Here is a 25311-nt window from a genome sequence, read left to right as displayed (position 1 = left end):
CCTTGATTGCCGATCAACTCTGCCTTTCAACCTCCACAGGAGATCATTCGGAATGACCATGACCTTGCCAGAAATCGATCGCTGCCTACGACAGTTGCGGCTGTCGGGCATACGCGACACGCTCGAGACCCGCGTCCTGCAGGCCCAGGGCGCCAGCCAACCGTTCATCGAGACCCTCTGCCTGCTCCTGCAGGACGAACTCGATCGTCGTCAGTCCCGTCTCATCGCTCGCCGCTACCAGCAATCCGGGCTTGAAGAGAAGCTCACGCTCGCGGAGTTCGACTGGTCCTTCAATCCCAAACTGCCGCGTCAGGCCTGCTTCCAGCTGCATGCGCTGAAGTTTGTCGCGGTCGGTGAAAACGCTCTGTTCATTGGCAAGCCCGGCACCGGAAAATCGCACGTGGCCAAGGCCGTCGCCTACCAGGCCATCCTGCAAGGCCACAAGGTCCAGTATCTCGAGGCCGATGACTTCTTCAACCGTTACGCTCTCAGCCCCGCCGCTCAGCGCGAAGCTCGACTGCGGAGCATCTCTGACTGCGATCTGCTTGTGCTTGACGATCTGTTCCTCGCTCGCACCATCCCCGACGAAGCCGGCGCTTTGCTGCAGACTCTGATCCATCAACGCTACAAATTGCACCGCGGCGTCATCGTCACGTCCAATCGCGTCGTGCAGGATTGGGGCGCTTATCTCCGCGACAACACCATGAGCACGACGATCCTTGACCGCCTCATGCACCATTGTCATCTGCTTGAGTTCGACGGCCGCAGCTACCGCCTCAAGGAAGCCGCCGAAGCCCTTGCACGCAAAACCCAGTCAACCTAAAAACCTCTTGTCCTGCTCCACAAGTGGGGGAGTTTGCGCGACCACAGGTGGGGGAATTTGAAGTGACCGTCCGGGGTCGCGTTGGTTTGGTCGACGACTCATCGAGCGAGTCGAACGGCGCGACTGGTCGGAATGGGACCAAACGGGCTCTTCATGGAAAACCGCGGCTCTAACTACTTCCCGGCGCAAAATTAGGTGGACGTAGTCTGCGTTCAGAGTCGGCCGATCGGCGGAAAACTGCAAGGTCGAACGGATCGGCGCTTGACTTGTTTGGCCGCCATTGATTCGTTCTTATGAATGATTCGTGAGCGAACCGTGAGAGCGCGCGACAAGCTCGTCGGCAAGCTGCCGGCCACCGGCGAGTTACTGCGCGGTTCATTGCTGGAGCGCACCGTCCGACATACAAGGGCTGTCCTAAATGCGCGCGCGGCGAAGGGCACCCGGTGTTCGTGCTCACCGTGACATACGCCGGCGGACGCACGCAGCAGTTCAGCGTACGTCGCGAACGGGTCGCCGAGGTTCGTCGCTGGCTCGACAATTATCAGAAGCTGAAGCAGGCGATCGAGGACATCTGCGAACTCAATCATGAGCTGCTACGTCCAGAGCCGCATCGAAGGCGCACGGGGCGGCGAGATGATTGAGATGCGGCGGGCGCAACTCAGCTTTGGCGATGGGCTGATCGCCGAGGAAGTGAGTGATCTTCGCGAAGAGTGGATGCAGCACGCCGATCAGGTGCTGGCGGACGCGCAGATCGTGGCGGCGGTGCACGAAGCACTGGCGAAGCGGTGCCCGAAGAGCCGCAGTCGTGGTCGGCTCGGCACGCCGGCAATGGCGCACGGGATATGAAGGACGCATCAGCGTGGTAAAGCGGCGAAACGGTCTCAATCGATGCCGATACAAGGGTGACGCCGGAATGCAGCGCTGGGTCGCCCTCGGCGTGATCTCTGACAATCTCGTCAACATCGGTCGGACGATGAGCAGCCGAGCCGCTCCCTAGACCTCGCACCCATCATTGCTCGCTTCAGACCCCGCCGTCCACCCCGGCGGGTTTGCTTTGCCCCATGCCGTTGGCCAAAGGCTGGAAAGCATCAATTTTGCGCCGGGAAGTAGCTAGGGAACATTGGTCAGGATCGTTGGCGGCCAGAAGAGACCCAACCGGTCGAGGCGGGTGCTGCCGGTTTCAATACGGGCGCTGGATCCCGCGAGCCTTCCGGGTTTCGGGTTCACGCACGTGGATGTGTACCGCCTCCGCGCGGGCAGCCGCCGATCACCGAGTCCGTAATCTCAGGCGTCAGCGGTACATGCGCGCTAACGGATTCCCATTGGATCCATTTTCTGTGACCGCACAGGTGATGAACACCTCAGAGCTCATCCTGATCTTCTCTTCCCGCTGAAAGGTTGGCTGCCCGCGGGTCGAACCAGGCCCGCGAATTTTCAGATCAAAAAAATAGTAACGGGCGCGAAAACGGAATGTAAGTAGTAGAGGTCACCAAGGTATTATATTGCCCCAAGAGTTCTGGAACGAACCGCTCGTTGCCGGCGTAAGCTCAGCAATCCGCTGGATCAGGCGGCGCGCACTGTCTTCGGCGGAGACGGAGGCATCAGTAAGCGCGGCGGTCATATCTGTCCGCACAAACCCGGGGTGCAGGATTGCAACCAACACGCCGTCGGTAGCCCAGTCGCGAGAAAGCGCGCACATGCCCATGTTGAGCGCGGCCTTTGAGGCCCGGTAGGCATACCTTTCGTGCGCGTTGGTGTCGCGGCCCCAATTGATGCTGATAGAGCCGTAATCACTGCTGATCGCCACCAGCTTCTTCTCGCGGCCGCGCTTCAAGTTGTCGCGTAGCGCCTGGGTGACGAGCATCGGTGCGAGAGCGTTGACGCGCAGCGTGGTCATCCAGCCCTCGGCGTCGATGTGTTCGGCCGTCTGGGCGTTTGGCGTGCCGTTGATCCCCGCATTGTTAATGAGGATGTCGATTGGCTGATCGCCGAGCGAGCGCTTGAGGGACGCGATCGAGGCCTCGTCGGCGACATCGAGCTGCATGGTCCGCACACGCACACCAGATGATGCTGCGAACTTGTTTAGCGCGTCGGCTTTTGCCGGTTTACGGCAGCAGCCAATCACTTCGGCCCCGTCGGCCACGTATTGGCGCGCGAGCGCAAGTCCTATACCCCGGTTCGCGCCCGTGATCAGAACTGTGGTCATTTAAGGAAACTCCGTTGAGGAACCCAATTGCCTCAATTTGGCACCGCCCCATCCCAAGCAACTAATAAATCGGGAGGTGCGCCTAATGCCCGCGAAAGTGACCCAAACGCACGAAAATCCTGCGATCGAAAGCAGAACCGCGCTGACTTTCACCCGGTCATCGCGTGTGCCCTCGTCTAGTCGGCTGCGCAAGGAACCGCCCATACTCGGCCTTGCAAAGATTCGACTACCCGCACGTGGCTGGCACGGCGACAGCCCTTATATACGGCCCGAGGCGATGGAGTGGTGCGTGGAGAACGACATCGCCTACATACATCTTCGGCCTTGCCGGCAACAACGCCCCCTCCATGGGATCCGTCATGTGTTACGGATACCGCGCAGCCGCTCCGAGCGACGACGGAGGAGCTCAATTGTGGTCAGCATGCCAAATGCGATCAGGGTCAGCACGGTAGCGGCGGCGGTGATGGTCGGACTGATTTCCTCGCGGATTCCGGAAAACATGACTCTGGGCAAGGTCCGTTGCTCGGGGCTGGCGACGAAGAGGGCGAGCACCACCTCGTCGAAGGAGGTGCCGAAGGCGAAGAGCGCGCCTGAGATCATCCCTGGCAGGATGAGCGGCAGGATGATCTTGAAGAAGACGGCGATCGGCGGCGCGCCGAGCCCGGCGGCCGCGCGGATCAGCGAATGATCGAAGCCCTTCAGGGTCGCGGTCACGGTGATGACGACGAAGGGCGTGGCCAGCGTCGTGTGCGCCAGGATCAGCCCAGTATAAGTATTGAGCAGCCCTACATCGGCATAGAAAAAATACACGGCCACCGCGGTGATTACAACCGGCACGACGATGGGCGAGATCAACAGGCTCATCACCGCCGTGCGCCAGGGGAAGTTCGGGCGACTGAGCCCGAGCGCGGCTATCGTGCCCAGCGCGGTTGACAGCAGCGTGACCGACACCGCGACGAAGATTGAGTTTTGCAGCGCACCCAGCCAACGGTTGGTGAGGAAGAACTCCTCATACCAGCGCAGTGACAGCCCTGGCATCGGATAGGTGAAGAAGGGCACGGAATTGAAGGACAGCGGGATGATCACAAGGATCGGCGCGATCAGGAACAGCAGCACCGCGCCGCAGATCAGCCGGTGCAGATAGTACCAGCCCTTCTCCGTCGGTGAGGCATAGGGGGAAGGGGCCACTGTTCTCATCCCATCTTGATCCGGTCGACGCCGACCAGTTTGTTGAAGACGTAGTAGAGCAGCAGGGTCGCGGCGAGCAGGATTGCGCCAAGGGCCGAGGCCATGCCCCAGTTGAGCTCCGCGTTGGTGTAGTGGGCGATGAAGGAGCTGATCATCTGGTCGGTCGGCCCGCCGACGAGCGCGGGGGTGATGTAATAACCCAAGCACAGGATGAAGGTCAGCAGGCAACCGGCAGCGATCCCCGGCAGGGTCTGGGGAAAGTAGACCTTCCAGAAGGCGTAGAAGGGTCCGGCGCCGAGCGAGCGGGCAGCTCGGAGATGGCTGGGCGGTATCGTCTTCATCACGCTATAGATCGGCAGAAGCGTGAAGGGCAGCTGAATATGGGTCATGGCCACCACAGTGCCGACCCGATTGAAGATGAGCTCCGCGGGCTGCGATATGATATGCAGCGCCATCAGCATGTCGTTGACGACGCCATGATGCTGCAGGAGCACGACCCAGGCCGTGGTGCGCACCAGCAGGGAGGTCCAGAACGGTAGTACGACCATGATCATCAGGAGATTGCTGGTCCTGAGCGGCAATGTCGCCAAGAGATAGGCCGCCGGGAAACCCAGCAGCAGGGTCGCGGCGGTCACGCCGATGCTGATGCCAATCGTACGCAGAAAGACGTCGCGGAAGATCGCGTTATCCGGCGGCGAGGCGACGATCTGGCTGTCGGAGCCGTACTGGAAATCGACGGAACGCAGCAGGTAATAGGCCGTATAGGCCGAGCGTCCGCGCTTCAGCAAGCTCCAGACGTCGCGATGAGCCCAGAGCGGATTGATCTCGATCAAAGCCGTTTTGTAGGGGCCAACGGAAAGCGTGCTCGCCCTGCGCGCGCTCGACGTGACCTGGCTGCCGACACCAGGCAACTCATAGTTCATCCGCTTGCCGATCGCCCCCGTGGTCTTCTGCACCCAAGCCTGCTTCAGGTCTTCGGCGAGAGCGGCATAGACGCGCTCGTCTGGCAGATCCTTGCCGTCCCACGCGCTCAACGCTGCCGTGGTTCGCGGCATCAGCGCCAGCAGTGTATCGTCATGAATCGCGGTGAACATCATCCGGGCGATCGGCGAGACAAAGGCGACCAGGATGAACAACAGGAGCGGCAGGACGAGGGTGACGGCCCTCAGCTTGCGCCGGCGCTCGACCCGCTGCAGCTTGACGCGCAGCGGAATGCTGTCGGAACTGCCGGCGATTTGGGCGACCATCGTCACTATCGACACCTCTCTTCTCTCATTTCCTCAGGCGGCGAGGAGAGCGCAAGCCCTTCCCGCCGTTCCTTGTTCTTACTTCGCGAGCCAGGTGGTAAAGCGCTGGGTCAGGTCATCGCCCTTCTCAATCAAGAAGGCGGCGTCTCTCTGCAGGCCACTGGCCGTATGGTCGGGCGCCGTCGGAAGGTGGGGCACGATCGCCGGATCAACAAGCGACATCGCGTCCTCGTTGGCAGGCCCGTAGGATCGAGCCGTGGGTCGGCACCTCGAAGCCCGCGAGCATCATGAGGGTCGCCGCCACGGGCAAAGTCCAGGTTCAGATTCTTAATAGCCAGCGTTTCGCCGTCATACGTCTTCTGGACGTCGGAGAACTTCACAAAGGCATCGTTCGTGCCTGGCACCCTCCCCGGCCCCGGCGCTTCTCCCACCACTGCGGTGCCAACGACGGCAAGACCACAATATTCTTTCTTGACGAATTGAAGCGTCTTGCGGACGCGGTCAAGATCGCAGGGATCAGCCTGCGTGAGGCTGTCAAACTGGCGCACTCTCCCTCCCTGAGTTTGACTCTCCGACCTTGGGTCGACGGAATGTTTCCTGTCTTGACGGAAACCATTACCGGACTGCGCAGCTGAATTTCGTTGATATGTCGCATTGCATAGCCGAAATCCTGCGCCACCCCGCCAGAGTGCGAGAATTCATGCTCATCTATAACCGTGAAAGGCGATCTGGGCCATGTATGGTACGTTGAAGCTGGCGACTATGACTGATCTCATATAAGCCTCAAGGTGAAGCTCTTTGTCCTTTCCGTGACGGCCGCGAACGCGTCATATGATTGGCAGCCACGAAGGCCTTTCTGCCGTCCAGCGGCCGCCTATCAAGCATGTCGTGGCCCTTCCAGGCGATCATGTCTGCACCCTCGGACGGGCGATTCTGATCGGCGGTGCTGAGAGAGCACGATCGAGCCATCGGTCTATACAGATGCAGACAGGCAGCCGTTCGACAGCTCCTCGCCGTACGCACACCCTGGCTGCGTCACTTATTGCGGGAATAAGCTGCATCTTCGCGAAGCAGTGAGTGGACTGTCGGCAACATCGGCATTAGGAGCATCCTCCTGGCCTCAGCAACCGAGCGCACGGGCAAGATCAGCTCCGCATGGCGATCGGTGCGCGCGGCTCCACGTGCTGCTGCAATTTCTAACCGAAACCATCCTGCTCAGGATTGCCGCCGCGTCGCCGGCGTCGCCATGGGAATCGCGTCTCGGCTACGATCATCGTGCGCTTCGGCTGGCCTTCCCGTTTTCGTTCGCCGCCTCGGCCGGCGTATTCTTCGGCTACTACCGTGAGCAAGACCAGGCGACTTGACCCCATCATGCCACGGCGCGCTACAATTGAGACGCTATACATAAAGGGCCGGCCGCTTGTCCCGCCAGGGTGTCGCCTTCTCATAGTGATGGCCGGCTCGCAACACGGTCGCGTCTTCGAAAGGACGGCCGACCAGCTGCATGCCCGAGCGGCAATCCGGCGGCGGTGAAACCGGTGCATACGGCAAGCGCCGGAGCGCCGCGGACGTTGGGCGCGTAATTGAGCCAGGGGCGCTCGATCCAGCTTCTCAACGTCGTGGGGGTCCCCTCGATCGGCGGCGCCTCGCCCAACGTCGTCGCGCAGAGCAGCACGTCGATCTTGCGCATTGCCTCGTCGAAGGCGGCGCAGAGCTCGCGCCTCATGCGTTGCGCCTCCACATAATCGGCGGCGCTGAGGAACGCTCCCATGCTAATATAGTCGCGGAAACTTTCGCCGTAGTCCTGCGGCCGCGACTTCATCCATTTCTCGTGAAGGGCATAGCTCTCAGCCAACATGATGATCTCACCGCACGCCGTCCAATCGGCGAGCGGCGGCAAGGTTACGTCGACGACCTCTGCACCAAGATCGCGAAAGACAGAAGCTGCGTCCTCGAGCGCCCGTCGGGTCGCGTCGTTAACCGAACAGTCGTGGAAGTGGCGGACGAAGGCCGACGCGCATCCCCTTAACCGAGCCGCCGAGCGATACCCGGAAATCGGGCGCCTGCACATGAGCGCTGGCGGGATCGCCGGCGTCTGGCCCCACCATCGGCTGCAACATGATGGCGCAGTCCTCGACCGTCCAGGCGAGCGGCCCAGCATGGTCGAGCGAATAAGAGAGCGGCAGGATGCCGGTGCGCGGGCAGAGCCCGTAGCTCGGCTTGAACCCGGCAACACCGCAGAGCGAGGCGGGAGCGCGAATCGAGCCGCCGGTATCGGAACCCGTTCCGCCGAGGACGAGGCCGGCGGCGACTGCCGCGCCGCTCCCGCTCGAGGAGCCGCCGGTGACATGCGCCGGGTTCCAGGGATTGCGCGCCGGGGGCCACGGCAGATCGAACGACGGACCACCAATGGCGAACTCGTAGGTTGCGAGCTTGCCGAGCATGACAGCCCCAGCCTCGGCGAGCCGGCGGACGGTGACCGCATCCTCCGCGGGCACGTGGTCGATCAGGATCTTCGAACACGCCGTCGTCGGGATACCTTTCGTGCAGTAGATGTCCTTGTGGGCGATGGGAATGCCGTGCAGCGGGCCGAGCGGGCCTCTCATCATGATCTGGACCTCAGCCGCCTTCGCCTCGGCGAGCGCGCGCTCGGGGGTGAGCCGGATGAAGGCGTGAAGCGTGCCGTCGAACTTCTCGATCCGCGCGAGGCAGGATTGTGCGAGTTCGACGGGCGAGAGCTTGTGCGCAGCGATGAGCGCCGCTGCTTGCGCGATTGTCAGGGGCGCGGTCATGGCGCGGCCTTACCCGGGTCGAAGACGACGGCCGGCTCGGCCCATGGCGCCCGTCCCCGTCCGCGCACGCGCTCCGCCATCGCCGCCACGTAGGGGTAGGCGCCGTGGAGATTACGCTCCTGGGCCGGCATCAGTGTGAGCCCGGCGCGCCGCGCGAGCGCTTTGAAAATGTCGAGGTCGATTGGTACTTCTGCCATTCGGCTCTCCTCATTCCATTTAGGCGGGGAGGAGAACGAACGCCCTCCAGCCGTTCCTTATTAGTGCTTTAGCGCAGGAATTCGTCGTGGAAATCGACGGTGTCGATGCTCGGTTGTTATCGGTGCTGCAGAAGGACAAGCGGCCTCCGACCAGCTTGATGCCGTCGTTGCGGCGATTGTCGGATCGATCTGGTAGTGAATGTCCTCCCGTCAGCGAGTTCTTCGCGTTTATCGTCTGACCTTGGCCCCATTTACGCGGGATCGGCCTCTCAAAGTATAAGGCCCGGGCTGGTCTTTTCGTCGAGCGGCCAAATCGGACGGTTGACGCGCGTGTAGGGAATCTTGCGGAAGTCGCAGCTCAAAGGGCCGTCGTTATCGATATAGATCACCTTCTTGGCGATCGGGCCATACTCCGCCATGAAATGGTTGGTCGACTTGAGGACCACGATCCTCTTAGCGAGCGGCTCGATGCCGACATTGCGGAAGAGATCGAGCCCAAAAGCCTGTGCCCGCATGCTATTTGAGGACGACCTCGACGCCACCCACTCGTACCGCTGCACAGTCGCCGAGCTCCGCCCGGGTCGGACCGAAGCTCTGCCAGCAATCGCGCTTGAGCCCGACCACAGTCACCATGGCATCGATCGGCGCGCCGGAGGCGGGACCGATCTTGCCTCCGAAACGCAGCGGAAACTGGGCCCCCTCGCCAACGTCGAAGCAGAGCCGCACCGCGATCGGGTCCCAGATGGGACCCACCGCGGCACCCTCCACTTGGCGCTCGATGAGGCGACGCAGGATGGTCGTGTTGTCGGAAGGCGCGCCGGCGCCGGCATTATCAGCAGCATCCGCTATTGCGACTGGCCCGTCGTTGAATTCGATGGCGGCGCTGATCCCGTTGTCGACAGAATAATACTGCGGCTCGACCTTGCCGCGCATCGAGACGAGTTCCTCGCCGATTTTGGTGGCGAGCGCGTCGCCGCTCGCCTTGTCCTTGTCCATGACGACAAGGACGCGACTCGACAGCTCTGGTACGTCGGCATACGGAAAGCAATGACCGATCGAGATCGAGAGCACACGCTCCTTGCCCTCAATCGCCCTCATCCGGTCGACGAAGCCGCGCATCAGCGGCAGGGTCGTGAAATAAAACTGGATCTGCCGACAGTCATAGAGCGACATGACGGGCTTCACTTGCCCGCGCAGCGTCTTCAACACGATGTCGAGCATGTCCTCGGCGCACTGCACCATGTCGGTGTGCGGATATTCCTTATAGAGAACGATGACGTCGGCGAGCTTCACGCGCTTTATTGTCAGATGACAATGGGGGTCGAGCTCGACGCCGATGACGCATTTCGGGCCGACGAGAGCGCGGACGCACTCCAAAATGTCACCCTCGACGTCGTCATAGCCCTGTGACACCATGGCGCCGTGAAGGCCCAGCAGCACGCCGTCGACGGGCAGAGCCGCCTTGAGCTGGCCCAGGATCTCATCGCGCATGAACTCGTAGTCGTGCCGCCTCGTGGCGCTGCCGGGCCGGGCTGCGAAGCAGCTCCCCTCGATGAGGGTGAAGCCCTCGGCCGCAGCCCGGCGGCGAGCCACCCAGAGCGGCTCGGTGCACCAGAGCGGCGCCTGTTGGGGATGCTCTCCGGGACGCAGGAAGAGACATTCCTTATAGGAAGCAAGACTGGTCGGGAGAGGCGAGAAGGCATTGGTTTCAGTGGCAAGTGTAGCAGCGAACAAGCGCATCGACAGCTCTCTCTCGGTTTTTATGGAGCTATACTAACTGCGTTGCCACTGCCACTGGCAAGGAGCGACCATTTGCTCATTATCCCCCCTTGATTCAGTTACCTTGGTCAACCCCAAAGCTCTAGCTCTAATATTGCCGACCCCTAAAGCTGAATTTCACTAATTTAGGTCCGCACGCAGCCAAAATTCTGCGCCCTTTTGGAGAATGTGAAGCTTTCATCTTGCCAGCGTCGACTCAGCGAGACCTGGGTTGAAAATCCCGTCGGGGGCCCCTTGGACGATCTGGGACCACAGAATGGCAGTGCAAAGATCTAGCATTACAGTTGCGATTTTTGCCTGAGATGGAGCTTTGCGCGCGTTGGCCTGATGAGCCCTGCGCCAGGACGACCATGCGAAGGTGTGGGCGTGCGAATGCCGCCGCTGGGCAAGCTTCATGACGATGCGGCGGATTTCCTGGATCGACCGTAACCGGTATGAGCTCCCACGTCCGCGGTGATCAGCGAGCGCGTGCATAGCGGATCGGCATCCAATATTGGCGCAAGGCCTCGACGGCCGCTGGGATGTCGGCGTAGGCGTTGCGGAGAAAGTCCTCGGTCTCGCGGCCGCTTCGCGGCGGTCCGAGCAGCGGACGGCCCTGATAGTCGCGACAGTGCCGCAGGATGGGCAGCAGCAGGCCGTGATTGACGTTGCTGGCGTCGATCAACGACGCCCACGCCGATATCCTGAGCCGCATCGCGGCATAGAACCCTGGCACCAGGGACGCGGATCGATATCGCCGTTGACTTTGCGCAGTTGACTTCGCGCCGGTGCATCGGCTCGAACCGATCGGGCGCGGTCGAGAGGGTGTTTCTGATGTCGTTGTGGCGCAGCGCGACGGCCGATATCGCTGCAAACTCCGGTGCGCCGCCATGGTTGAACGCATCGGCATCGATCGCGAGCAGCGGGCAGATCCAGTCGATCGGGCTCATCGACACCGGTCCGGCTACGATCGCGGCGACATAGCCGTCGAGCATGGGAATGCTGGTGGCGGCAGGATGCCGATTGACGCGAGCCTGGAGCCATCGCTCGAGCTCCGCAAGCGGCATCGCGGCTGACGCCATCGACGACGCTGCTTTACGGCGACGCGCGCTCATGCGGCAGTCTGTGCGGAGCGATGGCGCGCCGCCTTCCAGTTCCGGGCCAGCAGTTCGTGCAACTGATGGTTCTTGGTTCGCCCGGAGACGATGCGCTCGAGCACGTCGGCCAGATAGGCCTGTGGGTCGAGTTCGTGAAGTTTTGCCGTCTATGCCGACTGCCGAACTATGCCGAATGGACTTGTTTTCCCCGAGATTCAGCGTGAGCGGCGTATAATCGGCTCGGCATAGTTTGTCTTGTGGCTCCGCTTTCAACTGCGGAGGCCAGGATATGATTACAGAAGAGTATTTGGACAGGAGCTGACTATTCCGGCGACTGAAGAGTGGACCACACGGACGGCTCGTCGAACTGTACGCGGCGCATCTCGTCAAGGACGAGCTCGCTGGCGAGGCCACGTGGCGATGCCTGAACTTGGTCGAAGATCTTTTTAGCTGGATCAAAAGATGCGGCCTGAAGCTAACTGATCTCAATGAGCGCGCGACCGCTCGGTACCTTAAGTACCGAGCGGGGAAGCAGTATATCCAGGCAGATGATCGGGCGGCGCTGAAGCGGTTGCTATCGGTGTTGCGCGAAGCGGGCATGATAGCCCCCGCGCCACCGCCGCCGATCACCATATTCGAGGGGTTCAGCGATTATCTGCGACAGGAACGCGGGCTGGTGCCGGGGTCCATCATTTGCCACCTGCCGTCCATTCGCCGCTTCCTGCGCGAGGTATGCCCTGCCGGCAGCGATCTCGGCAATATCAGCCAAGAGGGCGTCACCCGCTACATCAAGCACCACGCCCGGGATGGGAGCGCGGAATCCGGGAAGCGCATGTGCTGGTCGCTACGCGCCTTTCTGCGATACCTCCATCATAAAGGGTTGACCCGGCTTGCTCTGGCAGATTGCGTACCGTCGATCAGGCAATGGAAGCTCGCAAGCCTGCTGACTTATCTGTCCGCCGCGCAGGTCCAGAAGGTCCTCGATGGTTGCGATCGGGTCACCCCGATGGGACGGCGGGATTATGCCATCCTGATGCTGCTGGCCAAGCTCGGTTTACGGGCTGGCGAGGTCGCGAGTCTCACCCTGGATGATATCGACTGGCGATCCGGCGAGATGCTTATTCGTGCCAAGGGTCGGCAGCGAGCGCAAATGCCGATGCCTCCAGACGTCGGTGCGGCCGTCGTTGCCTACCTGCGTGATGGCCGCCCGACGTCGTCGTGTCGCCGGCTGTTTCTGCGCATGCTGGCGCCTCGCGTCGGCTTTGCATCGGGTTGTGCGACCACGATGATCGCCAAGACCGCCCTCGAGCGCGCCGGCGTCCGTGGCTACGCCCACCAAGGCGCCCACATTTTCCGACACAGGCTTGCCACCGAGCTTCTCCGATCCGGTACGACCTTGTCAGAGATCGGCCAGTTGCTGCGACACGAGAGTCATGACACCACGCGCATCTATGCGAAGGTGGATATCGAGAGACTCCGCGCATTAAGCCTGCCGTGGCCGGGAGGCGCTCAATGACCACTTTGCGATCCGCACTCGAGCAGTATGTGAGCATGCGCCAAGGGCTTGGATACAAGTGCCAGCAGCAGGCCCGGCGGCTCGCCAATTTCGTCGCCTTCATGGAGGAGCGCAAGGCCACGACCATCACCACGAAGCTCGCCGTAGCCTGGGCGACTCTGCCACCCGATCGTCACGCATCCTGGGTCTTGCGATTAACCGACGTACACGGTTTCGCGCGCCATGTCACAAGCATCGATCCCGAGACGGAGGTGCCGCGCGTCGGGATCTTGCCACCGCTGAAGCGGGCCAAGCCCTACGTCTACAGCGATGCCGAGATAGAGGCGTTATTGAAGGCGGCACTTGCCCTGCCTCCTGCGACCGGACTGGGGCGCTGGACTTATCATTATCTGTTCGTGCTGATCGCAGTGACGGGCATACGTGTGTCCGAGGCGATCGGGCTTGAGCGTGCCGATGTCGATCTCGAGGAAGGCTTGCTCACAGTCCGAGAGAGCAAGTTCGGAAAATCGCGCTTCGTGCCATTGCATCCGACGACCCGAGCGGCCCTGCGCAGCTACGCCCAACGGCGGGATGCTCACCCCGGGGCGCGCTGTAGTACACACTTCTTCGTGGCCGAAGCGCGGCGGCCGATTGCGGCACCAGTATGTTCATCGTGTTTTCTTGTCCTTGTCCCGCGAGACCGGCCTGCGGCGCCCAGGCGAACACAGCGGGCCACGCGTACACGATTTCCGACATAATTCCGGCAACGGGATTATTCCGGCAACTGACGGACTACAGCGGCATTTTCTGGAGAATCGCGGGGGCGCGGGTATATGATTGGCGGAATAATCACAGGGCACCGGGAAGGCTAAGAGATGATCTGTAGGCGGTAGCGAGAGGACCGTCACAAATGGGTGATGGGTGATGGGTGATGGGTGAAGAGGTGATGAATCGAATTCGTCGCGAGCATGTATTGTCGATACCGATCTCGATGTTGCTGTCATGTTCGTCTCTTGTCCCGCACTGGGGATTTTTCCCCAACTTTGCGGAGACAGATCATGACGATAACTCCCAAGAGTGCTGTTACGGTATCAACCCAACGCGTGTGCATCGGCTCAATCGCCGCTCATATAGATAAATTTGCGGAGTCCCTCGCGGGCGAGGGTTACGTTTCGCAGACCGTAAAAGCCGAATATGAACTGGTGGCGGATCTCAGCCACTGGCTCAAGCAGTGTGGAGTGCCACTGGCACAACTCGATGAGGCGAGGCTCAAACAGTTTCACACCGACCATCGTGGCTCAAGACGACGCGGCTATGTATCTACCGGTCATCAGCTGTTGGAGCATTTGCGTTGCCTCGGAGTGGTTCCTGCGTTGCCGCAAAAAGTGGACCGGACCGCTCTGGGGCAGCTCACACGCGACTACGAGAGCTTCTTAAGTTCGGAGCGCGGCTTGGCGGCCGCCACATTGATCAGCTATCTGCCCATCTTGCGAAGTTCTTGACCGCGCATTTCGGGAACAAGGCGCTGCGCCTTCAGGACCTGAAGCCGCAGGACCTACATCGGTTCATTCTTCGTCAAGTTCCGCGCGGCAGTCGCACCTATTCCAAGCTCATGGTCACGGCCCTGCGCTCGTTCCTTCGCTTCCTGTGCTAGCGCGGAAGGATCAAGACTGACTTGGCCTCCGCCCTATTCGGGGTGGCCCACTGGCGATTGTCTCATTTACCTAAATCGCTCCCGCCCGACCAGGTCGAGCGACTCCTGCGCTGCTGCGATCGCAGCACCGCGTCCGGCCGGCGTGATTATGCAATCTTGTTGCTTTTAGCTCGCCTCGGTTTGCGCGGCGGAGAAGTACTGGCCATGACCTTGGACGACTTGGACTGGGAGCGCGGCGAGATCCTTGTGCGTGGCAAAGGCCAGCGATTGGAACGACTGCCGTTGCCTATAGTATCGGCACGGCTCTGGTTCAATATCTGCGCCAGGTTCGTCCAACGTGCTCGACACGCAAGGTTTTTATCCGCCTGAAAGCCCCGCACCGCGGCCTTCGCCAGACTTCCATTTGTTGTGTAGTTCGTCGTGCCCTCCAGCGCGCCGGATTGAACCCCGATTTCAAAGAAGCGCATTTATTGAGGCATTCTCTAGCCACCAAGATGCTGTGCCGAGGTGCGTCCCTCGGCGAGATCGGTCAACTGCTTCGTCACCGGCAACCCACGACGACCCAGATCTACGCCAAGGTCGATATTAAAGCGCTACGCGGCATTGCCCTTCCGTGGATGGGAGGTGCGTCATGAGTACGTTGCAAATCGCACTCGATGAGTATCTCTCCATGCGTCGCGCTCTAGGATACAAGTTGCTTGTGGAAGGGAGGCTGTTGCGTGGATTCATCGAATTTGCCAAGCACACGCGCGCCGACTATATCACCACCGAACTGGCCTTGAAGTGGGCAACCCAGCCGGCCCATGCACAGCCGTCCCAGTGGGCCAACCGCTTAGGAATGGTGCGCCGCTTCGCGCGTTACTGCTGCCCCAACGATCCGCGCACCGTTGTACCGCCGCCTGATTTGCTTCCGCATCGGTACCGTCGGGTGGCACTCTACATCTACAGTGACCAGGAGATCATTCGTCTGCTCAAGGCGGCGCGGCAGTTGCCGTCCACGATCGGTTTGCGGCCCCACACCTTTGGTACGCTTTTTGGATTGTACGCGGCCAGTGGCTTGCGGGCCAACGAAGCATTGCGTCTCGATCGCGACGATGTGGACCTGATCAACGGCGTGCTGACAATTCGGGATACCAAGTTCGGTAAGACAAGATACGTTCCCATGCATCCTTCCACGCAACACGCTTTGCAACGCTACGCAGATCTTCGAGATCACTTGTGTCGCGCCCCGAGTAGTCCCAGATTTTTGCTTTCCGATTGTGGAACGCGCGTGACTTACGACATGCTGCGATGGATATAGCGGAAAGGTTCTACCGGAAATTTGTCGACATCGTTACGGACCAATGCACACTTGGACCACTCGTTCGCTTCGTCGAGAGCAAGCGAGGCGAGTATCTTTCCGCCCAGAACGGTCGGTCCGACGCCCTGACCGGAAAAGCCGATGCCGAATAATATGTCCGGGCGATTTTTCAGACGGCCGAAGAACGGCAGACCGTTCACGGACCTGTCGATTGGGCCGGTCCAGGATGATTCGATATCCATGCCATTGAGCATCGGGTAAAGCTTGCGGAAGCTTGCCTCCACTTCGCCGGCTCTGAGCGACAGCCGTTCATATTGATCGGCTACCTGGCCGGCGAACACGAAGTGCCCTAGCGATTTTGCCAAAAACGATGCGGCCATCCGGCGTATTTCGGTAATAGTTCAGGAACATGCGGGAATCGCAGATCGCGACGCCTTCTACAAACCCGATCTCGTTCAGCTTGTCAGGCCTGGCCGTCGTCGCGATCATGTCGCTGGACACGATCGCCACCTTGCGCCGCAGATAGGGGAACTGGGCTGCCCAGGCGTTCATGGCCAGAATGACCTTCTTGCTTGTGACCGACCCTTTCTGCGTTATCACTTTTGGTGCCTTGGTGCGCTCCAGGCGGAGCATAGGCGAATGCTCGTAGATCGCCACGCCGAGCTTCTGGGCGTGCTTTCGGAGACCCAGGGCAACGATGGCCGGCTGGACCGTGGCGGCATCTGGTTCGAACACACCGGCCAGGTTGCGATCGGTGCCACCCAAGCGCGCCACCGCCGCATTGTCGAGGACTTCAAAGGGCCGCACATTATGTTTGGCTAGCCCATCGATGAGGACGTTCCAGCAGCCGATTTGCGCTGCGGAGGTCGCAGTCCAGAGCCACCCCATCGGCGCGGAACTCAGCGTCTATGCCATTTTCCCGGCAGAAAGCACCGATTTCCAGTACCGCTTCCGCTGAGCTTTTCGCAATCCGAGTAGCATCGTGGGTACCGCATAGCTTGTGCAACGATAGATATTTAGCCCAGTAGCTGGTGACGAATCCGCCATTTCGGCCGCTTGCGCCCGCCCCGCACAGACCCGTGTCCACCACGGCGATTTTCAGAGAGGGCGAGCGTTCTTGGATACGAATAGCTGTCCATAAGCCCAGGTAACCACCGCCGACGATCGTCACGTCGGTCATGACGTGCGTCGACAAGGGACTGCACCTGGGGCTTCCCGAGCCGGTCGAACGCTTGCTTTAACCCGAAATTCTCCATCCTAAGGCCCATTGAAATTGCCCTGTGCATTCAGGATACTGGTGTCGCAACGATATCTGCGTCGCAGTTTCCTGCCATTCGGACGATTTCCTGCACCACGCAGGCATTGTGGGGCGAATTTCACTTGGAGCCGATACTATGCAATACGATCGAATAGATGCCCGTATCCTTGAGATCGTACAAAAGAACAACCGTCTAACTTCCGAAGTAATCGGGGAACTGGCCGGACTTTCTGCTACCGCATGTCAGCGACGACTGAAGAGACTCCGTTCGGAGGGCATCATAGAGGCCGATGTGTCGATCGTTTCGCCGAAAGCGGTCGGAAACCCTATTCAAATGCTTGTGCTAGTAACCTTGGAGAGGGAGCGTTCGGATATCATCGACAGGTTCAAGAAGGCGATCAGATCGTCGGTTAAAGTCGTCAATGGATTTTACGTCACCGGCGACGCTGACTTCGCCCTCTATATTACTGCGCGTACCATGGAAGACTATGAGCAGTTCACTCGGCGTTTCTTCTATGAGAACCCGGACATTAAGGCGGTCAAGACGATGGTCATAATGGACCGCGTGAAGACGGGCTTTGCCGTTCCAATTGAGACTCCGCCAGAGGATTGATGCGGGTGTTTCACCCCGCACAACCATGCGTCGCGTGTATTCGTTGCTCACTCGTACATAACGCGTAATATTCTCTATTCTATGCTCTGTCGACATTTGAGCTGCGGAAAGTTCTCTTCGGATTGGTGTTCGAAAGAAGATGGCCACGAGCGCCTCATTTAGCTGCGCGAGCACGCTTTGGGACGCAAACTGCGTAAAGTAGACAGGGTTGAAGGGGGCCGTGTGGACGCAAGATCGCCCGTCACGTCAAAGCCAAGCAGGACATTCGATTAGCGCCTTTAGCGATGTCCTCGTATATCCGCTTCACTTCGAAGTCACTCGTAGCCCTTTATTAAGCCGCTCGCAATAAGAGGCCAGTTGTAGGGGGCCCTTCGGCGCGCTTGAAGCGGTCGACTCATTCTCGGAGCACCGTTCGCCACTGACAATAGTGGATCAACCAGAGCCTGTCGGTCAGCCGGTGAAGACGACAGTCTTCTTGCCATTGAGCACCACGCGATCCTCTAGGTGATGGCGCACGGCGCGGGCGAGCACGCGCCGCTCTATGTCGCGCCCCTTGCGGATGAGATCGTCCGGCGTATCGCGATGCGATATCCGTTCGACATCCTGCTCAATGATTGGTCCCTCGTCGAGGTCGGAGGTCACGTAATGCGCCGTCGCACCGATCAACTTGACGCCTCGCTCATGGGCCTGGTGATAGGGCTTGGCTCCCTTGAAGCCTGGCAAAAAAGAGTGGTGAATGTTAATGCAGCGCCCCGACAACTTGGCTGAGAAACCGTCGGACAGAATCTGCATGTAACGCGCAAGGACGACGAGATCCGTGTTGGTCTCCTGCACGAGCTCCCAAATTCGTGCCTCCTGCTCCATCTTGGTCTGCCTGGTGATGGGGAAATGGAAGAACGGCAGCCCGGCCAGATCGGTCGAGGCGAGATGTTCGCGGCCGTGATTGGAAACGATCGCCGTCACCTCTATTGGCAATTCGCCGATGCGCCAACGATAAAGCAAATCAGCCAGACAATGGTCGAGTTTAGACACCAGCAGCATCACACGTTTTTTTGCAAAACTCTGGCGCAGCGTGAACGTCATGGCGAGGCGCTTGGCGAGCTCCTCGATCGAGGCGGCGATTTCCGCCTCTGATTTCGCCTGCTCGAATCGATGGAAGACAACGCGCATGAAAAAGTGACCCGCCTCGGTATCCTCAAACTGCTGAGCATCGAGGATGTTGCAGCCAGCGTCGAACAGAAGGCTCGAAACCGCCGATACGATCCCTGGACGATCGGGGCAGGACAAGGCAAGGATCATGGAACGGTCGCACATAGCAGTCACCGCCCGGCGGTGCCTTGTAAACTGCGCAGAAAGCAGGAGGTAACAGTCATCCCTGAGACCGTGCTCTGAGCAGCTCCGGGGCGATGAGGTCTTCTGTGTTGCGCCATTCGCCCTTCACTCGAGTGCGATTCGTATCGTAGAAGGCGCGAAGGGATGTGATGGCAGCGTGTCTTTCGCCGGCGATCTCTATTTCAAAAGTCCCTTGAGACAGCCATTCGGCACTTACCCCACTCTCGGAGTGGAGATACCCCATGCCGACGCCACAGCCCAGGGTGTGGCCGAAGCCGGCCGAGCGCAGGTAGCCCACGAGCGATCCATCGCGCCAGACTGGCTCTGTTCCGAACATGAGCGGCACTGCCCGTGGCGCGGCTAGCTGCACAAGGCGCCGGCGCGGAATTTTCCCGCGCTGTGATTCGAGCACCGTCCGCCCGATGAAATCGTCACCCTTGTTCCAGGCGATCGTGAATCCCAGTCCCGCTTCGAGCGGCGAATCTTCATCACTTACGTCCCGCGCCCCAGTCGCGGTAACCCGCCTCAAGACGCAACGTGTTCAGCGCTACGTAGCCGGCGTGGCACAGATCCAGATCGCGTCCCGCGGCGATCAGCGCATCATAGACACCCAGAGCCTGATCGGTCGGGATGTGTAGCTCCCATCCAAGTTCTCCGACAAAGGTCATGCGGAAAGCGAGAGCCATGCCATAGCCAATCTCGATTTCTCGGGCCGTCGCAAAGGGAAATGCAGTGTCAGAGAAATCCGCCGGGCTCACGCGCAAGAGCAGCTCTCGCGAACGCGGCCCCATGACTGACAGGCATGCGTAGCCCGACGACACGTCAGTGACAAACACATGGCCCGCACGCTTGGCATGCATTCGCAGCCAGGCGAGATCCCGGATCCGCTGTACAGTCGCCGTGACCACTAGGAACTCCTCATCGCCCGTTCGTGCGATCGTGACATCGGACTCCATGCCCCCTCGCTCATTGAGCCACGGCGTGTACACGATGCGACCCACTGGAACGTCAACGTCGTTAGTGGAGAGGTGTTGAAGAAAGGACAGCGCATCACGGCCCTGCACGAGCAGATGCGCGAAGGAGGTTTGATCAAATAGCGTGACCCTGGAACGGGTCGCCTCGTGCTCCGCACCGCTCTCCTTGAACCAGTCGTCGCGAGCAAATGTGGCATAGGCGTTCGCCGGCGTCTCAGGGGCGCCAAACCATTGCGCCCGCTCCCACCCAGCGGCCTCGCCGAACTTCGCGCCGGCAGCTGCCAGCCGATCGTGCAGCGGCGAGACGCGCACGTTGCGGGCAGTGACAGGTGATTTGTGAGGCCAGTGCAAGGCGTAAAGGAGCCCCACTGCCTCGCCCGTTCGATCGCGCAAATATCGACGATTGCGCTGGAATGGCATCGCGCGTCGGACGTCCATTTCCCAATAGTCATTGGCGGGCATGCCCGTTGACATCCACTCGGCCATGACTTTGCCTGCGCCTCCAGAAGACTCGATACCACACGAATTGAAGCCCGAGGCGACATAGAGGCCTGCGATATCGGGTGCAGGCCCTAACAGGAACCGATTGTCGGGCGTGAAGCTTTCCGGGCCATTGAAACTCAGTTGCAGTCCCACGTTTTCAAGCATCGGCATGCGCCGCATGGCACTGGCGAGATGCGGCTCGATATGTTCGAAGTCGTCAGGAAGTGACTCGAAACTGAATTGACGCGGAATCCCGTCCATGCCCCAAGGCTTCCCGTGGGGCTCGAAGAAACCCACCAGCAATTTACCCGTGTCTTCTTTTGCATAGAAGCACGCGTCAAGGTCACGCACCGTGGGAGTATCGTGCAACAAACCCGCAATGGACTCTGTCACGACGTAGAAATGCTCTGCGGCATGCAGCGGCACCGTCCAATTGAGATCGGCAGCCAGCGTCCGTGTCCACATACCGGCACAGATGACGATTTTAGCTGCACGCACAATCCCTTCCGCGGTCTCGACCCCCACGACGCGCCCCTTTTCGAACCATGATCCGCGTTACGGGTGTGCGTTCCACGATCTTCGCCCCGCCCTGCCGCGCGCCGGCCGCGAACGCGCGCGCGGTGTCTACCGGATTGGTCTTGCCATCGGAGGGAATCCATGCCGCGCCAATTACATCGGCCACGTCGAGCAAGGGCACACGTCGTTTGGCTTCGGCGGCGTCGACCATCTCCACCTCGAGGCCAAAGGAGCGTCCCATCGAGGCACCTCGCTTCAGTTCCTCGAGCCGCGCCGGCGTCGCCGCGACGGTGATCGACCCACATTGACGAAAGCCAGTGTGCTGACCGGTTAGCTTCTCGAGCTCCTTGAACAACCCTGCGGTGTACTGAGCCAGCTTCGCCATGTTCTCGCTGGCTCGAAGCTGGGTGACAAGTCCCGCCGCATGCCAGGTGGTACCGCTGGTGAGCTGGTCACGTTCGAGCAACAGGACGTCGCGATGCCCGAGCCGCGTGAGGTGATAGGCAATGGAGAGACCTATAATTCCACTCCGCCAACGACGACGTGTTCCACATGGGAGGGCAGCTTGCTTTGCATTCCGCGACTCAGAAATATGACTGCAGGCCGGTCTGGGCACAGCTCAGGATCAGAGGATGGATATCGTTCGTGTTTTGGTAGGCATTAATGGCGACTCGGCATTGTCTGCGCCGCGCATCACTATGCTCGATATGCATCCTATTTCCGCCGGCGTTTCATGATCCGTCGGGCGCGACGTCGAGCGGTTTAGTACGATTGCCGCGTGCCGCTCGCAGCTGAACCATGCGCGGTTGAGGGTGTGGTGAGCGGCATTACACAATGATTCTCTCTCCCTCCGGCGCGCCTTGATTCCGCAAGTTCGGAATGTTCACTTCCCGCGCAAATACTACCGGGCCGCAGATCTGAATTTGACTAATATGAAGGCTCGTACAGCAGAAATCCTGCGCCCGATCGGGAAAACGCGGAGCTTTTTTATAGTCAATGTCGGCACTGGCGCGACAAAGTCGCGAGAGGTTCCGTCCTAACACTGCGCTGTCTGTTGCGTCGAGCGATGCGCGAACGGCGGCGGACATGCGCTGGCGTCGCCTGCAGCACGCCGGCCTGTATTGCAGCGCCGATGGCGACGACCTCGTCCGGGTTGATGCTCTTGTGCGGCTCCTTACCGAACAGCTGCTTCAGCACTTCCTGAACTTCGACACGGAGGTCATGCGACTAGCACCCCTTCGCCGACTTCAGCGGCGGTGACGCCTGCATCTTTCGGCGCCTTGCGGCACGGCGCAAGGTGCCGATGTGATCGCTGATCCGGTCGATCGGCCTGGGCTCTAGGTCGGCATGTACATAGGTGAAACTCGAGGCGCCAAGCCCGGGGATGAAGACCTACGCTGTTCGCCGCGTGCCAGTCAGACGATCGATGATCGTCGGACTCCTGTGCCCGCATGGTCCATGAACGAGCTTGCCGCCGGAAGGTCAGGGACGAGAGCGTCGTCGCCCGACAGGACCTCGCTTCCGTTAAGTGCGACGAGCAGAGCAACTAAATGGAACGCCCCCGGATCCCTTTGACGTCGCACATCAACCAGTTCGACCTTGCTTTTTGCAAGATGGCCAAATGTGGCAAGCTTCTTGATTGCAGACCAACGACAAGCCTCGGCGCGAGACTGCCGCCTTAACGGTGTTCGCGAGCAAGTAAGCGACAGTCATGGGCCCGACGCCGCCAGGCACCGGAGTTATGTAGCTCGCGCGCTTGCTCGCTTCGGCAAAAGCTACATCTCCGACAAGTTTGGCAGTTCCAGTCGAATCGATCGAACGGTTGATGCCCACATCGACGACAATTGCGCCTCGCTTGAGCCAATCCCCACGGACCAGCCCCTCGCAGCCGGCGGCAGCGACAACAATGTCGGCCTTTCGACAGAGATCCGGCAGGTTTCGGGTCTGAAGCTGCGCGCCCGTCACGGTACATCCGGCATCGCCGAGCAGAATCGCCAGAGGCTTTCCGACGATAGTCGAGCGACCCAATGACGACAACTTCGAGCCCTATCAAGTCGCTTACGACGGTCTTAATGAGATGGATAACCCCAAGCGGAGTGCAAGGGGTTAGAGTCGGTCGCCCCGCCGCTAACCTTCCAACGTTGTAGGGGTGAAAGCCGTCCACATCTTTGGCTGGATTGATGGCCTCCAGCACGCGCCAACGGTCGATATGCCCAGGCAGCGGAAGCTGAACGAGGATACCATCGATGGAATCGTCGGCATTAAGGTCTTCGATTAATCCCAGCAGTTCGGGTTCACCGACATTGCTGGGCAGCAAGAACTGTTCAGACTTAAAACCCACGGCCCGTGCCTGTCTGGCTTTCGCCTTCACGTAGACCGAACTGGCCGGATCCTTGCCGATTAGCACCACAGCCAAGCCCGGAGTGACATTGCATTCGGCTTGGAGAAACGCCACATCGCGCGCGACGCGCTCCCGAAGAGCCCCGGCGATGACCTTTCCATCGATTTCGATAGCATTCATGATTCAGGCGTATCCACCTCTGGGCCTGCGCGAGCTAGGCACGAGAAACGATCTGCATCTTGAAACGATCACTTTGGCGCGACGCACCGATTAGGTTTCGCGACGCAGATGTTCAGGTCTTCCGTTCGGCATTCCAATCGCGCAGAACGTCACGGCTAATCGCAGGCCCGATCGGGTGCGCCAGCCGGCGCTCGCAGATCGAGCCGACAGCGGTGAGCACCACCGCGACGAGATCTATACCCTGCTCGGCGTACTGCCCATTGAGTTGCGCGCTGAAGATCGCGCCGTCGCCGCTATTCTCTCGACAATGAGCGGATTGTCAGGACCGACTTCATCCCGATATCGAGCACGGCGTTGACTGCGTGGGCTCGCGACGCATGGACCTGTGGTGCCCAACTGCCGCCGCGCAGGGAACATCATTGGTGCCACCGCAGGGGCTAACGAGAATCCACGTTCAAGCGATTGCCGATTCCTTTGCGAGCTCGTCCATTACCTGCTTCGTCGCTCGATACGCCAAATCAACAATCTCATCGATCTCACCTTCGGACACAACAAGAGGTGGGGCAAAACCCAAAATATCGCCGTGCGGCATTGCTCGTACAATAAGTCCCCGGTCACGAGCAGCCTTCGAGATACGGGCACCTACCTTCAGCTTTGGGTCGAACCGCCGTTTCGTCTGACGATCGGCAACGAACTCGATCGCGCCAAGTAAACCAACGCCCCTCACTTCGCCGACGATCTCAAGCTGTGCAAACCGTTCCTTAAGTCGCTTATTGAGGTGCGAGCCGACGATCCTCGCGCGGTCGCTTAGTCGTTCCTTCTCAACAATATCGAGAACTGCGTTAGCAGCAGCGGCTGCGATCGGGTGGCCGGAATAAGTATATCCATGCGAAAATGCACCGACTCGATCCGCTGCGTCCTCCATGACTGCGTAAACTCTCTCACCAACGATGGCCGCCGACAGCGGCACGTAGCCGGATGTCAGACCTTTAGCAACTGTCACCAGGTCTGGCTCGATGCCGTACAGAGTACTGCCAAAATCGGCGCCGGTTCGACCGAATCCACAAATCACCTCGTCGGCGATCAGAAGAACGTCGTACCGTCTGAGCACATCCTGAATTGCACGCCAGTAGCCCGTAGGCGGCGGTGTGATACCTCCTGTGCCCAGCACCGGCTCAGCGATGAAGGCACCAATTGTTTCAGGCCCCTCCCGGACGATCAGCTGCTCCAATTCGGCCGCACGCCGGCGAGAAAAGGCCTCCTCCGTTTCGCCTGGCTCAGCGCCCCAATAGTGGTGCGGCGCGCCTGTGTGCAGAATGCCCGGAAAGGGAAGATCCATGTGATCATGGTAGAATGACATGCCGGTCATCGAACCGGAAATCACTGAGCAACCATGATAGCCACGCTGGCGCGAGATAATCTTCTTCTTCTTGGGCTGACCGCGTAGATTGTTATAATACCAAACGAGCTTGGCTTGGGTTTCGTTTGCGTCCGATCCGGACAGTCCGAAGAAGACTTTACTTGCCTTACCCGGCGCCATCCGTACGAGACGATCTGAAAGTATCGCCAGCTCTTCGGTCGTGTGCGCCGCATATGTGTGGTAGTACGCCAACTTATAAGCCTGCCGCGCGATGGCCTCAGCCACTTCGGTGCGGCCGTATCCAATGTTCACGCAGTACAAGCCGGCGAAAGCGTCGATGTACTTTCGCCCCTGCGCGTCTTCGATTCGGATGCCCTTGCCCCCAACAACGATCGTAGGGTCCCCGATCTTGCCGGTTGCGAATTCCTTGAGCTGAGTAAAGGGATGCAGAACACTCGAGCGATCTCGTTCAGCGATCGTATTGATATCAATCATAC

At 60.0% G+C, this 25311-nt stretch carries 26 protein-coding genes and 6 pseudogenes; 12 read left to right on the top strand and 20 right to left on the bottom strand.

The window, feature by feature from the left end:
- Window positions 1–52: 52 nt before the first annotated feature.
- From istB to ACVWW1_RS40415, 3 genes and pseudogenes are all read left to right on the top strand, one after another.
- The gene (gene istB / locus ACVWW1_RS40425; protein WP_456659743.1) at window positions 53–823 is read left to right on the top strand and encodes an IS21-like element helper ATPase IstB; all 771 of its coding nucleotides are present in this window, start codon (window positions 53–55) and stop codon (window positions 821–823) included.
- A gap of 377 nt (window positions 824–1200) precedes the next feature.
- On the top strand, window positions 1201–1464 hold the full coding sequence (locus ACVWW1_RS40420) for a DUF6788 family protein (protein ID WP_456660787.1): 264 nt from the start codon (window positions 1201–1203) through the stop codon (window positions 1462–1464).
- Window position 1465: 1 nt separating this feature from the next.
- Window positions 1466–1651 (top strand): annotated as a pseudogene (locus tag ACVWW1_RS40415) (ISNCY-like element ISBva1 family transposase); the annotation flags it as partial.
- A 658-nt stretch (window positions 1652–2309) separates the two neighbouring features.
- Here the strand turns inward: ACVWW1_RS40415 and ACVWW1_RS40410 are convergent.
- The 4 genes from ACVWW1_RS40410 to ACVWW1_RS40395 form a co-directional block, all read right to left on the bottom strand.
- Window positions 2310–3029 carry an SDR family oxidoreductase gene (locus ACVWW1_RS40410; RefSeq protein WP_456659742.1) on the bottom strand — a complete coding sequence of 240 codons (720 nt, stop codon included), beginning with the start codon at window positions 3027–3029 and terminating at the stop codon, window positions 2310–2312.
- 357 nt (window positions 3030–3386) lie between these two features.
- Window positions 3387–4226: an ABC transporter permease gene (locus tag ACVWW1_RS40405; RefSeq protein WP_456659741.1), complete on the bottom strand. Its 840-nt coding sequence runs from the start codon at window positions 4224–4226 to the stop codon at window positions 3387–3389.
- A complete protein-coding gene (locus ACVWW1_RS40400; protein ID WP_456660786.1) occupies window positions 4223–5464 on the bottom strand; it encodes an ABC transporter permease in 1242 nt (413 codons plus the stop codon). Before ACVWW1_RS40400 ends, ACVWW1_RS40405 begins: the two co-directional genes overlap by 4 nt.
- Before the next feature lie 78 nt (window positions 5465–5542).
- The gene (locus ACVWW1_RS40395) at window positions 5543–5686 is read right to left on the bottom strand and encodes a hypothetical protein (protein ID WP_456659740.1); all 144 of its coding nucleotides are present in this window, start codon (window positions 5684–5686) and stop codon (window positions 5543–5545) included.
- A gap of 65 nt (window positions 5687–5751) precedes the next feature.
- Between ACVWW1_RS40395 and ACVWW1_RS40390 the strand changes: the two genes are divergently transcribed.
- Both ACVWW1_RS40390 and ACVWW1_RS40385 read left to right on the top strand, forming a co-directional pair.
- Entirely contained in the window at window positions 5752–6099 is a 348-nt protein-coding gene (locus ACVWW1_RS40390) for a hypothetical protein (protein WP_456659739.1), read from the top strand.
- 546 nt (window positions 6100–6645) lie between these two features.
- Window positions 6646–6828, top strand: a complete 183-nt coding sequence (locus ACVWW1_RS40385) for a hypothetical protein (protein WP_456659738.1) — start codon at window positions 6646–6648, stop codon at window positions 6826–6828.
- A gap of 80 nt (window positions 6829–6908) precedes the next feature.
- On the opposite strand, the gene ACVWW1_RS40380 is transcribed toward ACVWW1_RS40385, so the two are convergent.
- The 8 genes and pseudogenes from ACVWW1_RS40380 to ACVWW1_RS40345 all read right to left on the bottom strand — a co-directional run.
- Window positions 6909–7535, bottom strand: a complete 627-nt coding sequence (locus ACVWW1_RS40380; RefSeq protein WP_456659737.1) for an amidase family protein — start codon at window positions 7533–7535, stop codon at window positions 6909–6911.
- A complete protein-coding gene (locus ACVWW1_RS40375) occupies window positions 7441–8256 on the bottom strand; it encodes an amidase (protein WP_456659736.1) in 816 nt (271 codons plus the stop codon). Before ACVWW1_RS40375 ends, ACVWW1_RS40380 begins: the two co-directional genes overlap by 95 nt.
- Window positions 8253–8453, bottom strand: coding sequence for a hypothetical protein (locus ACVWW1_RS40370; protein WP_456659735.1), 201 nt, complete (start codon window positions 8451–8453; stop codon window positions 8253–8255). The genes ACVWW1_RS40375 and ACVWW1_RS40370 overlap by 4 nt, the downstream gene beginning before the upstream one ends.
- A gap of 269 nt (window positions 8454–8722) precedes the next feature.
- Window positions 8723–8968, bottom strand: a complete 246-nt coding sequence (locus tag ACVWW1_RS40365) for an MlrC C-terminal domain-containing protein (RefSeq protein WP_456659734.1) — start codon at window positions 8966–8968, stop codon at window positions 8723–8725.
- A 1-nt stretch (window position 8969) separates the two neighbouring features.
- The gene (locus ACVWW1_RS40360) at window positions 8970–10193 is read right to left on the bottom strand and encodes a M81 family metallopeptidase (RefSeq protein ID WP_456659733.1); all 1224 of its coding nucleotides are present in this window, start codon (window positions 10191–10193) and stop codon (window positions 8970–8972) included.
- Between the two features lie 496 nt (window positions 10194–10689).
- Window positions 10690–10947, bottom strand: a complete 258-nt coding sequence (locus ACVWW1_RS40355; protein WP_456660859.1) for a hypothetical protein — start codon at window positions 10945–10947, stop codon at window positions 10690–10692.
- Window positions 10948–11059: 112 nt separating this feature from the next.
- Window positions 11060–11206 (bottom strand): annotated as a pseudogene (locus tag ACVWW1_RS40350) (UPF0149 family protein); the annotation flags it as partial.
- Between the two features lie 116 nt (window positions 11207–11322).
- A pseudogene (locus ACVWW1_RS40345) lies at window positions 11323–11475 on the bottom strand (transposase domain-containing protein); the annotation flags it as partial.
- A 263-nt stretch (window positions 11476–11738) separates the two neighbouring features.
- On the opposite strand from ACVWW1_RS40345, the gene ACVWW1_RS40340 reads away from it, so the two are divergent.
- From ACVWW1_RS40340 to ACVWW1_RS40315, 6 genes are all read left to right on the top strand, one after another.
- A complete protein-coding gene (locus ACVWW1_RS40340; RefSeq protein WP_456659732.1) occupies window positions 11739–12824 on the top strand; it encodes a site-specific integrase in 1086 nt (361 codons plus the stop codon).
- Window positions 12821–13561 (top strand): tyrosine-type recombinase/integrase, encoded by a 741-nt coding sequence (locus ACVWW1_RS40335; RefSeq protein ID WP_456659731.1) that lies wholly within the window; start codon window positions 12821–12823, stop codon window positions 13559–13561. Before ACVWW1_RS40340 ends, ACVWW1_RS40335 begins: the two co-directional genes overlap by 4 nt.
- Window positions 13562–13861: 300 nt before the next feature.
- Window positions 13862–14305, top strand: a complete 444-nt coding sequence (locus tag ACVWW1_RS40330; RefSeq protein WP_456659730.1) for a hypothetical protein — start codon at window positions 13862–13864, stop codon at window positions 14303–14305.
- Between the two features lie 194 nt (window positions 14306–14499).
- Entirely contained in the window at window positions 14500–14826 is a 327-nt protein-coding gene (locus tag ACVWW1_RS40325; RefSeq protein ID WP_456660785.1) for a tyrosine-type recombinase/integrase, read from the top strand.
- On the top strand, window positions 14724–15092 hold the full coding sequence (locus tag ACVWW1_RS40320) for a tyrosine-type recombinase/integrase (protein WP_456660784.1): 369 nt from the start codon (window positions 14724–14726) through the stop codon (window positions 15090–15092). The genes ACVWW1_RS40325 and ACVWW1_RS40320 overlap by 103 nt, the downstream gene beginning before the upstream one ends.
- A complete protein-coding gene (locus ACVWW1_RS40315; RefSeq protein ID WP_456659729.1) occupies window positions 15089–15757 on the top strand; it encodes a tyrosine-type recombinase/integrase in 669 nt (222 codons plus the stop codon). The genes ACVWW1_RS40320 and ACVWW1_RS40315 overlap by 4 nt, the downstream gene beginning before the upstream one ends.
- Here ACVWW1_RS40315 and ACVWW1_RS40310 read toward each other — a convergent pair.
- Genes ACVWW1_RS40310 through ACVWW1_RS40300 form a run of 3 tightly spaced genes read right to left on the bottom strand, consistent with a single transcriptional unit; the run spans window position 15733 to window position 16937 of the window.
- Window positions 15733–16098: an FAD-dependent oxidoreductase gene (locus tag ACVWW1_RS40310; RefSeq protein ID WP_456659728.1), complete on the bottom strand. Its 366-nt coding sequence runs from the start codon at window positions 16096–16098 to the stop codon at window positions 15733–15735. The genes ACVWW1_RS40315 and ACVWW1_RS40310 overlap by 25 nt on opposite strands.
- Window positions 16067–16645 carry an NAD(P)/FAD-dependent oxidoreductase gene (locus ACVWW1_RS40305; protein WP_456659727.1) on the bottom strand — a complete coding sequence of 193 codons (579 nt, stop codon included), beginning with the start codon at window positions 16643–16645 and terminating at the stop codon, window positions 16067–16069. The genes ACVWW1_RS40310 and ACVWW1_RS40305 overlap by 32 nt, the downstream gene beginning before the upstream one ends.
- Window positions 16566–16937: an FAD-dependent oxidoreductase gene (locus ACVWW1_RS40300; RefSeq protein ID WP_456659726.1), complete on the bottom strand. Its 372-nt coding sequence runs from the start codon at window positions 16935–16937 to the stop codon at window positions 16566–16568. The genes ACVWW1_RS40305 and ACVWW1_RS40300 overlap by 80 nt, the downstream gene beginning before the upstream one ends.
- Window positions 16938–17151: 214 nt before the next feature.
- Here ACVWW1_RS40300 and ACVWW1_RS40295 point away from each other — a divergent pair, with 214 nt between their 5' ends.
- Window positions 17152–17628, top strand: a complete 477-nt coding sequence (locus ACVWW1_RS40295; RefSeq protein WP_456659725.1) for an Lrp/AsnC family transcriptional regulator — start codon at window positions 17152–17154, stop codon at window positions 17626–17628.
- 450 nt (window positions 17629–18078) lie between these two features.
- On the opposite strand, the gene purU is transcribed toward ACVWW1_RS40295, so the two are convergent.
- The 5 genes and pseudogenes from purU to ACVWW1_RS40270 all read right to left on the bottom strand — a co-directional run bounded on the left by purU (window position 18079) and on the right by ACVWW1_RS40270 (window position 25309).
- A complete protein-coding gene (purU, locus tag ACVWW1_RS40290; RefSeq protein WP_456659724.1) occupies window positions 18079–18927 on the bottom strand; it encodes a formyltetrahydrofolate deformylase in 849 nt (282 codons plus the stop codon).
- A gap of 70 nt (window positions 18928–18997) precedes the next feature.
- Window positions 18998–21509 (bottom strand): annotated as a pseudogene (locus tag ACVWW1_RS40285) (GcvT family protein).
- Between the two features lie 525 nt (window positions 21510–22034).
- Window positions 22035–22236 (bottom strand): annotated as a pseudogene (locus ACVWW1_RS40280) (Hsp70 family protein); the annotation flags it as partial.
- Window positions 22237–22517: 281 nt separating this feature from the next.
- Window positions 22518–23454, bottom strand: a pseudogene (gene folD, locus ACVWW1_RS40275) (bifunctional methylenetetrahydrofolate dehydrogenase/methenyltetrahydrofolate cyclohydrolase FolD).
- Between the two features lie 454 nt (window positions 23455–23908).
- Window positions 23909–25309 (bottom strand): aminotransferase, encoded by a 1401-nt coding sequence (locus ACVWW1_RS40270; RefSeq protein WP_456659723.1) that lies wholly within the window; start codon window positions 25307–25309, stop codon window positions 23909–23911.
- Window positions 25310–25311: the final 2 nt, after the last annotated feature.

Source organism: Bradyrhizobium sp. JR3.5 (assembly GCF_054057015.1).
Note: the sequence above shows the minus strand (reverse complement) of the source record. Positions and strands in the feature narration are given on the sequence as shown.